Annotated in this window: 8 protein-coding genes; 1 reads left to right on the top strand and 7 read right to left on the bottom strand. The window is 53.2% G+C overall.

Features of this window, described 5'->3' with window-relative positions:
* The first annotated feature begins 171 nt into the window (after positions 1-171).
* Positions 172-1,827: an alpha,alpha-trehalase gene (locus HOY33_RS06090; protein ID WP_172289308.1), complete on the top strand. Its 1,656-nt coding sequence runs from the start codon at positions 172-174 to the stop codon at positions 1,825-1,827.
* A 111-nt stretch (positions 1,828-1,938) separates the two neighbouring features.
* On the opposite strand, the gene HOY33_RS06085 is transcribed toward HOY33_RS06090, so the two are convergent.
* The 7 genes from HOY33_RS06085 to HOY33_RS06055 all read right to left on the bottom strand — a co-directional run bounded on the left by HOY33_RS06085 (position 1,939) and on the right by HOY33_RS06055 (position 11,736).
* Positions 1,939-3,450: a CoA-acylating methylmalonate-semialdehyde dehydrogenase gene (locus tag HOY33_RS06085; protein ID WP_172289307.1), complete on the bottom strand. Its 1,512-nt coding sequence runs from the start codon at positions 3,448-3,450 to the stop codon at positions 1,939-1,941.
* 149 nt (positions 3,451-3,599) lie between these two features.
* The gene (gene adhE / locus HOY33_RS06080) at positions 3,600-6,314 is read right to left on the bottom strand and encodes a bifunctional acetaldehyde-CoA/alcohol dehydrogenase (RefSeq protein WP_172289306.1); all 2,715 of its coding nucleotides are present in this window, start codon (positions 6,312-6,314) and stop codon (positions 3,600-3,602) included.
* 690 nt (positions 6,315-7,004) lie between these two features.
* Positions 7,005-7,886, bottom strand: coding sequence for a DMT family transporter (locus HOY33_RS06075; RefSeq protein ID WP_172289305.1), 882 nt, complete (start codon positions 7,884-7,886; stop codon positions 7,005-7,007).
* 132 nt (positions 7,887-8,018) lie between these two features.
* Positions 8,019-9,014, bottom strand: a complete 996-nt coding sequence (gene iolG, locus HOY33_RS06070; protein ID WP_172289304.1) for an inositol 2-dehydrogenase — start codon at positions 9,012-9,014, stop codon at positions 8,019-8,021.
* A 57-nt stretch (positions 9,015-9,071) separates the two neighbouring features.
* Positions 9,072-9,563, bottom strand: coding sequence for a heme-degrading domain-containing protein (locus HOY33_RS06065; protein ID WP_172289303.1), 492 nt, complete (start codon positions 9,561-9,563; stop codon positions 9,072-9,074).
* Between the two features lie 55 nt (positions 9,564-9,618).
* Positions 9,619-10,797 (bottom strand): Gfo/Idh/MocA family protein, encoded by a 1,179-nt coding sequence (locus tag HOY33_RS06060; protein ID WP_172289302.1) that lies wholly within the window; start codon positions 10,795-10,797, stop codon positions 9,619-9,621.
* 15 nt (positions 10,798-10,812) lie between these two features.
* Positions 10,813-11,736 carry a TIM barrel protein gene (locus tag HOY33_RS06055; RefSeq protein WP_172289301.1) on the bottom strand — a complete coding sequence of 308 codons (924 nt, stop codon included), beginning with the start codon at positions 11,734-11,736 and terminating at the stop codon, positions 10,813-10,815.
* Positions 11,737-11,764: the final 28 nt, after the last annotated feature.

Here is an 11,764-nt window from a genome sequence, read left to right as displayed (position 1 = left end):
ACCTTTATAAATAATCCCTTATATAATCACCCCCTGCATTGGCGATAGCCATAAGTGTGATGAATAGCACATTTTTACTGGAGGTGATAAAGCGAATGTCTACACTTAAATAGAGAGACGCTCAGGCAATATCCCGTATTTTTTTCGACGCAATGCTGAGGTTTGTAGCACATGTTCAATTCAAAATTACACGTTGCTGAATCAGTGGAGTCCGACATCGACAAAAATCGCCAATACGAACTTGAACCCTGCGAGTTGACACTGGATAACATGCCCGAAGCGGAGCCGGAGCCGGAGATGATCGAAGGGCTTCCGCCCTCCGACGCGCTGACCCCTGCCGATCGCTATCTGGAATTGTTCGAACACGTGCAGTCCGCGCGTATTTTTGATGACAGCAAGACTTTCCCCGACTGCGCGCCCAAACGCGACCCGCTGGAGATTCTTATTCGCTACCGGCGGGTGAAAAATAAGCCGGGGTTTGACCTGAGACAGTTTGTCGACGAGCATTTCTGGCTGGAGGAAGACCATAGCAGCGATTATGTCTCCGACCCGGAAAATTCCCTTAAGGAACATATCGATAATCTGTGGGTCGTGCTGACGCGCGAGCCTCAGGATCATATTCCGTGGTCGTCGCTGCTGGCGCTGCCGCAGGCCTATATTGTGCCGGGCGGCCGTTTCAGCGAAACCTACTACTGGGACTCCTACTTCACCATGCTGGGGCTGGCGGAAAGCGGACGCGACGATCTGCTGCGCTGTATGGCGGATAATTTCGCCTGGATGATTGAAAACTACGGCCACATTCCCAACGGCAATCGCACCTATTATCTCAGCCGTTCGCAGCCGCCGGTGTTCGCCCTGATGGTGGAGCTGTTTGAAGAAGACGGCGTGCGCGGCGCCCGGCGTTATCTGGATCATCTACAGCAAGAGTATGCTTTCTGGATGGACGGCGCCGAATCGCTGGCGCTGAATCAAGCCTATCGCCACGTGGTACGGATGCCCGACGGCGAGCTGCTTAACCGCTACTGGGACGACAGGGATACCCCGCGCGACGAATCCTGGCTGGAAGATGTGGAAACCGCGAAACACTCCAGCCGTCCGGCGAATCAAGTTTACCGGGATCTACGGGCGGGAGCGGCGTCGGGGTGGGACTACTCGTCGCGCTGGCTGCGCGATCCGCATCGCCTCGCCAGTATTCGCACCACACAGTTTATCCCGGTGGATCTCAATGCGTTTCTTTACAAGCTGGAGAGCGCTATCGCCAATATCTCTGTTTTGAAAGGGGATAAAGCGACGGAAGCGCTATTCCGTCAAAAAGCGGAAGACCGCCGCACGGCGATCACCCGCTATCTGTGGGATGAAGTGAACGGGTATTTTCGCGACTATGACTGGCATCGTCAGCAGATGGCGCTGTTTTCCGCCGCCAGTATCGTACCGCTGTATGTGGGGCTTGCCACGCACGAACAGGCCGACAGGCTGGCGGAAGCGGTGCGCGCCCGTCTGCTCACCCCCGGGGGGCTGATGGCGACCGAGTATGAAACCGGTGAGCAATGGGATAAACCCAACGGTTGGGCGCCGCTGCAATGGATGGCCATTCAGGGCTTTAAGCTGTATGGCAATGATGCGCTTGGCGATGAAATCGCCCGTAACTGGCTAAAAACGGTGAATCTTTTTTACCGGCAGAACCATAAGCTGATTGAAAAATATCACATTGCCGACGGTACGCCGCGTGAAGGCGGCGGGGGCGAATACCCGCTTCAGGATGGTTTTGGCTGGACGAACGGCGTGGTGCGCCGGTTGATCGGCCTTTACGGGGAAAATTATGATTGATGTTTTTCGAATAGCGGCGTGAGGCGAACGAACCCCTACTGATTGGTTACCCAATGTTCGGGGTTTGACCCGATGGCCGGCCTCATCAGAGGACGGCATCGTACCAAACGATCAGATGGTGCCGTCCCAGGAGTCGACTTTCTCGCGCTTGATCTCTTCCTCGTCAAACCAACGACTGGTTACGCATTTGGATTCGGTATAGAAACGAACGCCATCTTTGCCCAGGCAATGCAGGTCGCCAAAGAAAGAATGCTTATGCCCGGAGAACGGGAATACGCCTACCGGCACGGGAATGCCGACGTTGATGCCGACCATACCGCCGTGGGTTCGCTTCTGGAATTCCCGCGCGTAGTAACCATTTTGGGTAAAGATAACCGAGCCATTGGCAAAGGGATTCTGGTTCATGAGCGTCAACCCTTCGTCGAAAGTTTTCACCCGTTTAAAGCACAAAACCGGACCAAAAATTTCTTCCGTGCCGATGCTCATCTCTTCCGTTACATGGTCGAACACCGTCGGACCGACATAGTAGCCCTCTTCATAGCCGGCAACGTTATAACCCCGGCCGTCGAGCACCAGTTTGGCCCCTTCTTCCACGCCTTTGGTTATCCAGCCTTCCACCGATTTTTTATGTTCGGCGGAGACGACCGGCCCCATATCGGTTTCGTGCAAATAGCCGGGACCGACTTTCAGCGCCTTCGCCTTTTCAACCACGGCGGCAATAAGCTGGTCGGCGATCTCTTCCTGAACCACCACCACAGGCAAAGCCATACAGCGTTCGCCGGCACAGCCAAAGGCCGCATTGATAATCCCCGCGGCGGTACGGTTCACCGGCGCATCCGCTAAGACCAGCGCGTGGTTTTTCGCTTCGCACAATGCCTGAACGCGTTTGCCATGCGCCGCGGCTTTTGAATAAACGTGCAGACCGACGGAGGTGGAACCGACAAAGGAAACGCCGTTTACATCAGGGTTGGTCAGGAGCAGATCCGCTTCATGACGCGAGCAGGTGACGATATTGATAACCCCCTCCGGCACGCCGGCCTCCTGATAAAGTTTGGCGATTTCCATGCAGGTCAACGGCGTCATACTTGCCGCTTTGATCACCATGGTATTGCCGGAAGCGATACATAACGGCGCCATCCACCCCATCGGGATCATCGCGGGGAAATTGAACGGGACGATACCGGCAAAGACGCCGATGGGTTCTCTGTAAAGGTTAGTATCAATCCCTGCCGATGCATCCAGCAAATTTTCACCTGCCAGCAAGGTGGGTACGGAACAGGCCAGCTCCGTGCCCTCTTTGGCCTTCAGCACATCGCCAAGCGCATCGCCCCAGGCTTTGCCGTTTTCCCTGGCGACCAGGGCGGTCAGACGCTCTTCGTGCTTGATGAGTAGCTCACGGATACGGAACATAATTTGCGCACGCTTGATAGCCGGCGTATCCGACCAGGCAGGAAAGGCGTTCCTGGCGGCGGTAATCGCCGCCTGCACTTCCTGCTCCGTGCAGCAAGGCGCTTTGGCTATCACTTCGCCCGTACTGGGATTATGCACATCCATAAACCGATCGGTTTTTGAATCCAACCATTGGCCATTAACAAAATATTTTAACGTTTCTACTTTAGACATAAGATTTCTCCAATCAGTATGATGTCCAATCTTTGTTCATCCTCAGGGCATGGTTTTGCATACATGCAATCCGACCCCAGCGTTTCCAACACGAATAGACGACGCCGCGTTATTTATCCGAATCGGCCTCCCTGCCTCCAGTCCCGCGATTAACTTAGCGACTGGCTGATTTCCTTATCGGTTTTCGCTTTTTCCTTTTGTGGCGCGGCGCGGGAATCAACACGCTCGCCGGCTGCCGGAACAGCGTTGTACTCCTCGACATATTCGCGCCCGTAGTAGCTGTCCAGCAGAATCTGCTTCAGTTCGGCAATCAGCGGATAGCGCGGGTTTGCCCCGGTGCATTGATCGTCAAATGCGTCTTCCGACAGTTTGTCCAGATGCGCCAGAAAATCGGCTTCCGACACCCCGGCTTCGCGAATCGACTTCGGAATACCCAGTTCTTCCTTGATTTCCTCCAACCAGTTCAGCAATTTCTCAATCTTCTGCGAAGTCAGATCGCTCGCCGTCGTCAACCCCAGGTGATTAGCGATTTCCGCATAGCGGCGACGGGCCTGCGGATGGTCATACTGGCTAAATGCGGTCTGTTTGGTCGGATTGTCATTCGCGTTGTAACGAATAACGTTAGCGATCAGTAATGCGTTCGCCAGACCGTGCGGAATGTGGAATTGCGAACCCAGTTTATGCGCCATGGAGTGACACACGCCGAGGAACGCATTGGCAAAGGCGATGCCGGCTATGGTGGCTCCGCTGTGTACGCGCTCGCGGGCCGCCGGATTTTTAGCGCCTTCGCGGTAAGAGGCCGGCAGATTTTCTTTAAGCAGTTTTAGCGCCTGCAACGCCTGACCGTCGGAGAATTCGGTGGCCAGAACGGAGACATAGGCTTCCAGCGCATGAGTAACCGCATCCAGACCGCCGAAGGCGCACAGGGATTTCGGCATGTTCATCACCAGATTGGCGTCGACGATCGCCATATCCGGCGTCAGAGCGTAGTCGGCCAGCGGATATTTCTGCCCGGTGGCATCGTCGGTGACGACCGCGAAAGGCGTGACTTCAGAACCGGTGCCGGACGTCGTGGGGATGGCGATCATTCTCGCCTTCACGCCCATTTTCGGGAACCGGTAGATACGCTTACGAATATCCATAAAGCGCAGCGCCAAATCGGCAAAGTGGGTATCCGGATGCTCGTACATCACCCACATGATTTTCGCCGCATCCATCGGCGAACCGCCACCCAGCGCGATGATGACATCCGGCAGGAAGGAGTTCATCAGTTCCGCGCCCTTACGCACGATAGCCAGGGTGGGATCGGCCTCCACGTCAAAGAAGACTTCGGTTTCAATACCGGCGGCTTTCAATACGGACGTGACCTGATCGGCGTAGCCATTGTTGAACAGGAAACGGTCGGTAACGATAAACGCACGTTTGTAGCCGTCGCCGATGACTTCATCCAATGCGACAGGCAGCGAACCGCGACGGAAATAGATGGATTTGGGGAGTTTATGCCACAGCATGTTTTCAGCTCGCTTAGCAACGGTTTTTTTGTTGATCAGGTGCTTAGGCCCCACGTTCTCAGAGATGGAGTTTCCTCCCCATGAGCCGCATCCCAGCGTCAACGACGGGGCGAGCTTGAAGTTGTACAGATCGCCGATCCCCCCCTGCGAAGTCGGGGTATTAATCAGGATCCGGGCGGTTTTCATTTTGTCGCCGAAGTAGGCCACACGCGCCGTTTGGTTATCCTGGTCGGTATACAGGCAGGAGGTGTGGCCGATGCCGCCCATTTCCACCAGTTTTTCCGCTTTGTATACGGCGTCTTCAAAATCTTTCGCACGATACATCGCCAGCGTCGGAGAGAGCTTTTCGTGAGCAAAGGGTTCGCTATCCTCCACCAGCGTCACTTCGCCGATGAGGATTTTGGTATCCGGCGGTACGGCGATTCCCGCCATTTCAGCAATCCTGGTCGCCGACTGACCTACTATCGCCGCATTCAGCCCGCCGTTTTTCAGGATAATATCCTGAACCTTTTTCAGCTCCTTCCCCTGCAAAAGATAGCCGCCGTGCGAGGAAAAACGTTCCCGCACCCGGTCATACACCGCATCAACCACCACCACCGACTGCTCGGAAGCGCAGATAACGCCGTTATCAAAGGTTTTGGACATCAGAATCGACGCCACGGCGCGTTTAATGTCCGCGGTCTCGTCAATCACCACCGGCGTATTACCGGCGCCGACGCCGATAGCCGGCTTACCGGAGCTGTAGGCGGCCTTGACCATACCCGGGCCGCCGGTCGCCAGGATCAGGTTTACGCCGGGATGGTTCATCAGTTGGTTGGAGAGATCGACGGAAGGCTCGTCAATCCAGCCGATGATGTCTTCCGGGGCGCCGGCTTCAACCGCCGCGCGCAAAACGATTTCCGCCGCTTTATTGGTGGCGTTTTTCGCTCTGGGATGGGGGGAGAAAATAATGCCGTTGCGGGTTTTCAGGCTGATCAACGCCTTGAAAATCGCCGTGGAAGTCGGATTGGTCGTGGGCACGATACCGCAGATGATCCCAATGGGCTCGGCGATGGTTATCGTTCCAAAGGCGACATCCTCTTCAAGAATGCCGCAGGTTTTCTCGTCTTTATAGGCGTTGTAGATATATTCGGATGCAAAGTGATTTTTGATCACCTTGTCTTCCACTACCCCCATGCCGGATTCGTCCACCGCCATTTTGGCAAGCGGAATACGGGCATCCGACGCGGCAAGGGCAGCGGCGCGGAAAATTTTGTCCACCTGCTGTTGCGTGAAACTGGCGTATTCACGCTGTGCGTTGAGCACTCGGGTGACAAGTTTGTCCAGCTCGGCACTGTTTTTGACAACTGACATAAGTGTTCTCCTAAAGGGATTAAATTTTTAAGTAAAAACCCTCCCTTTCACCAAGGGAATGTCTTGCCGGTATCATCCTTGCCGCCCTTGCCCTTGAGCATGTCTGGCTTTTAGTTAAAAAAATTGATTCCTCATCGCCGATTTAATCAAGATGCGCCCTTGCATCCCGGAAGAAGAGATCCCCCACCTACAATAACGATTATTTTTTCTTTTTTTATTCTAACTGGAATGAAAATTCCATTTTTGGGAGATAGATCAAATATAAAGAATATCGTTTCTTTTTCAGTGAAATTTGGATGGATAGCGTCGGCTACTGGATGAAAAATGTTATTTAGCCTTTCAACAAAATGTTGAATAACACGTTATTAATTTAGGCATTTTTTATAAAACCAATCATAAGCGCATTGTTCTTTATAGCTTTTTTTAGCTTTCTATTTTTCTTTCGGCGGATGTAACAAAAAATAATGTTAAAGGTTAAAAAACAGATATTTTCTTGTTTATTCGAAACGCATTTTTTAAAAAAAATTACCGATAGTGAAAAAAATTATTCACTGATATACCGCCAGCATTACTTTTTCCCTTACGTTATGAGCACCGCCAATGATTAAATTCAGCATCGACTGAATACGCGATTCCCTGTCGAAACCGTTGATCGCCAAGGCAGACTCAGACCAAAGGCAATCGTCGAGATCACAGGGATTTCCTGACGTTGACCGACATCAGAAAGAAGGTGCGGCAGCGATACCAGAATTGCGCCAGCAGAATCAGGATCCCACCGATAATCTGCTGAGCAGGCAACTGTTCGCCGTACCAGAGAGCAACGGCGATCACCGTCAGCAATGGTTCAAGAATCATGATAATGGCGGCATTGGCGGCCGTGGTGTGTTTTTGTCCCTGAAGTTGCAGACCGAAACGTAAACAGGTGGCAATAAAAATACTGACCAGCAGCCACAACCCGGTGGTCAGCGTGAAAGGCTGCGACCACTCCTCGAATATCAGAGTCAGAACCAGGCCGCTGAAACCGGTACACGCCAATTGTATCGTGGTAAGGGGGATCAGCGGCACCTCACGGGCGCAACGACTGGTGTGGCAGAACGCTATCGCCTGAGCGATAGCCGCCAGAAGAAACCAGCCCTGGCTGGCATGAAATTCCACCGGCTGGCGCAGACTCAGCAGGCCCAGACCCACCATCGCCACCGGCAGGCATTCCCAGAAAGCGCGTAACGGGCGGGCTTTCATTAATCCCCAGGAGACCAGCGGCACAAACAGCATCGAGAGGCTCATAATGAACGCCCCTTCGCCAAGGGAAAGCGAGGTGGCGACGGAATAAATCCATAAGCACATGCTCAGCGCCATCCACAGGCCGCTAACCAGCGCCGGACGCCACTGACGACGAGGAATGCGCCGGCCGCGACAGAAAGGCAACAGGCACGCGGCCGCGCCGAGAAAACGTAAACAAAGAAAAGCAAACACCGGCATACCGGCGATCGCTTCACGGGAAAATATCCAGCCGCAGGCGGCGATGAGGGTGGTCAAAACCAGTAATAAATCAGCTTTACGTTGCAACGTCATTGTCGGTGCCCCAGATAAAATCAACCCGATTGCCGACCATTGCAATATAACGAGAAGCTTCCGATCACAACAATCCCAATCGCCGCCGACACGCCTCACAACCAGACGCGCCGGGCGGATATTCAACGATAACTAGTAGCTGATTGGAATTTCCTTACCTTCCTTTAAAGACTCCGCGGCTTTTAGCGCCAGCAACAACGCTTTCTCGCCATCCTCGCCGCTGCATCCGGGCGACGTTTTCCCGCCCATGACGGCGACAAGATGATCTAACTCCGCGGCATAAGCATCCTTGTACCGTTGCAGGTAAAAGTGTTCCGGCGGCGCCGATTTCCTGCCGGACGTATCCCAGACGCAGACCTGATCCTCATAGATATTCCCCGCGCTAAGCAATCCGCCAGAACCGTGCAATTCAATACGCTGGTCGTAGCCATAGCCGGAGCGACGGCTATTCACAATCGTCGCTATCGCTCCCGATGGAAACTTTAACGTCACGAATGCCGTATCAATATCTCCGGCCGCGCCAATTTCCGGATCGACTAAATTGCTCCCCTGGGCAAAAATTGAGTCGGGATCTTCCCCCATGATAAATCGGGCCATATCAAAATCATGAATCATCATATCCTTGAAGAGTCCTCCCGAAATTTTGACATAGTCGATAGGCGGCGGAAGCGGATCCCTGGAAATAATCAACAGCGATTCTTTTTTGCCAATTTTCCCTTGATCCGCAAGCGCTTTAATACGGCTGAATTGCGGATCAAATCGACGATTAAAGCCTATAATCAACGGAACATTATGCTTTTTAACCGTTGCCAGGCATTCGCTCACTCGTGCGGAATCAAGATGGATGGGCTTCTCGCAAAATATGGCCTTTCCATGGAGGGCGGCCAGTTCGATTAAATCCGCATGAGTATGACTTGCCGATGCAATCCAAACGCCATCAACGTTGCTATCAGCCAGCGCGTCTTCCGCCGTGATATACCACTGAGCGCCATATTTCTCGGCTAACCGTTTGGCATTATCAGCATTAGGATCCACAACAGACCACAGCGTGGCTTCATTATGTCTAAAAATATTATTCGCATGAATACTGCCGATCTTTCCCGCACCCAGCAACGCTATATTAAACATAGAAACACCTCATTTAATTTCATACAGAAACATCACTCTGCATCGGCTTATCATCAGTCACTGGCGATCGCTATTTTCATCCCGGTATTGCAGATATTTCTCGATCCCCCACGCGGCTAAATCATGATCCTCATGAGAAGCCAGACCGCTTACCGTCACGGCGCCAATCACCGCGCCGCTTTTCATTAAAATAGGGAAACTGCCGCCGCTGTCCGTATACTGACGGGCATCAATATAGGGCAGATCTTCCATTGACCGACCTTCAGCCTTGTATTGCTCACCGGTCAATAATGAAGAACGGGAATTTCTTAACACCGTATTTCTCTTGCGCGCCATCCATTCAAGATGTTCGCCGCTTGATCCTTTCAGTGCGGTAAGAAAAAGTATTTGCCCAAACGCATAGACTTCAATCGCGATTGGCAGGTTTTCGCTAATCGCCCTTTCGCGGATCCGGCCGCCAATAAACCAGGCGGCGTTAAAATCAAAATCGCTCACCCGAATCCGCTGTTCCTGCTCGATAATCTCGTTCACTGATGGGATTGCAGACATAATCACTCCGTTAAAAAGAAGCCCTACTTTGATGGCAGGGCCTGTCGGTAATGCCTTATTCGATATTAAAATCCACCCACTGAGCGCCGGCATCGGCGGATTTTACGCAATGCTCGACCCAGTTGACGCCCAATTGCCCGGCGCGGACATCCGGATACCAGAACCCGTCAAGGAACGCCTTGTCTCCGCGGTTCGCCGCATCCATGGCAATGGCGAAGCGGCGATACAGGTTAGACCATGCCTCAAACAACCCTTCCGGGTGACCGCCGCCGATGCGATCGTCAGCCAGCGCCACCGGGCTGAGGTACGACATACCGCGCTCCAGAATGCGTACCGGTTCACCCTGAATTTCGTAGCGCAACTGGTTTGGCTGTTCATCCCACCATTCCAGGCTGGCCTTCGAGCCAACAACGCGTACTTTCTGACCATGCATCGAACCGCTGTTCACCGCGGAACTCCACATCGTGCCCACCGCGCCGTTGTCATACTCCATAAGCACGTAGGCATTATCTTCCAGCGGCGCACGGGTTTTCACAAAGCTCTGGCGTGAACACAGCAAGCGCTTGATATGCAACTGCGGCACCATGGTTTCGGCCAAAAACAGCGGATGCGTGGCCAAATCGCCCAGCACGTAGCTCGGCCCCACAAACTTCGGATCCACTCGCCAGCGGGTGCTCGGATTCTGCAATTCCACCGCTTCGGCATGGAAACCGTGAGCAAACTGCATATTGATAATCCGGATTTCGCCCAACAGGCCCTGGGCTATCATATCCCTGGCTTGCAGAATCAACTGATGGCCGGCATAGCCATAGGTCACACCCACGATCTTGTTTTTCGCTTCGCTAAGCTTCACCAGAATGCCGGCCTCTTCGCCGGTAAAACATAGCGGTTTTTCACAGACGACGTGCAGACCTGACTCCAGTGCGGCTTTGCAAATGGCAAAGTGGGTATTGTTGGGCGTCGCGATGGAGACCGCCTCGATCCCGTCCTCGCGTTTAGCCTCCTCCGCGAACAGAGTCTGATAATCCGGGTAACAACGTTCAGGGTCGATGCCCAGTTGCCGACCAAACTCCCGGCCGCGTTCCGCATCAATATCCAGCGCGCCGGCAAGCAGGGTAAATGTCGAATCGCGTAGCGCCGCGGAACGGTGAATGTAACCGATCTGGCTCGTCCCGCCGCCGCCGACCATTCCCCAGCGCAACGATCTTCCAACCGGTTTGGTGCCATTAATCATAATGTTCCCCTCATCTCAGAAGCCGACGGCTTTCAGGTAATGCAGGCTTTCGGTCACGTCGCGCAGGCTGCCTTCAGCCTGGCGCGGATCGCGTTCCTGCTCGATCGTGATCCAACCTTGGTATTCTCGTTCGACCAGCAAGGCTTTTACCGCAGGATAATCAATGGCGCCTTTCCCTATCGGACACATAACCCCTTCCGCCGCGGCCGCAAAGAAATCCAGTCCCCGGCGGAGCACATCTTTATGCACCGGCTCGTTGACATCTTTGAAGTGAATGTAATCTAAACGGGCGAAATGTCGCGTTAACCAGGTCACAGGATCCATTCCCGAATAATAAAGATGCCCGGTGTCGAGGCAGAGGCCGGCGATATCATGGGGAATATCCTTCGCCAGCCGATCAATCTCGTCGGCGAACTCAATACAACCGCCGGCATGGGGATGAATTACCGGCCGAACGCCGTACTCGTTCCAGGCAATCTGGCTGATTTGTTTAATATGATCCATCATTCGTCGCCAGTCCTGGGCGCTGAGCCTGGGCGCCTTATCGGAGTGTCCGGCATAACGCGCACGCTCGGCGTCGCCGAAATCGATAATCACCAGGTACGGCGCCGGGTAGTTATTACCATGCGTTTTTTGCGCCGTCGGAATTTTGGCAAGATTCCGACAGAGATTATGCGTAAGTTCGATCATGTTATCGAAATTCGCTTCACTGACCAGATCATCAAAAATCGTACCGGCAACAATAGACAGTTGATATTGATTCAACGCTTCCGTCAGTTTTACCGCATCAGTCGGCAAATACGTCCACGGCCCCAATTCAATGCTTTTATAACCGGCCTGGCTGGCTTCCTTAAGTACTTTTTCCCATGGAGGCAAATTTGGATTCTTCGGATCGTCCACACCCCAACTACAAGGCGCATTTGCAATATGTATGGTCATCGTAATCTCTCCATTGACAAAATATCGT

It is taken from the genome of Brenneria sp. hezel4-2-4 (assembly GCF_013155275.1).
Classification (GTDB): Bacteria; Pseudomonadota; Gammaproteobacteria; order Enterobacterales; family Enterobacteriaceae; genus Brenneria.
The sequence above is the reverse complement of the archived record's forward strand: the minus strand, read 5'-3'. Positions and strand labels throughout refer to the sequence as shown.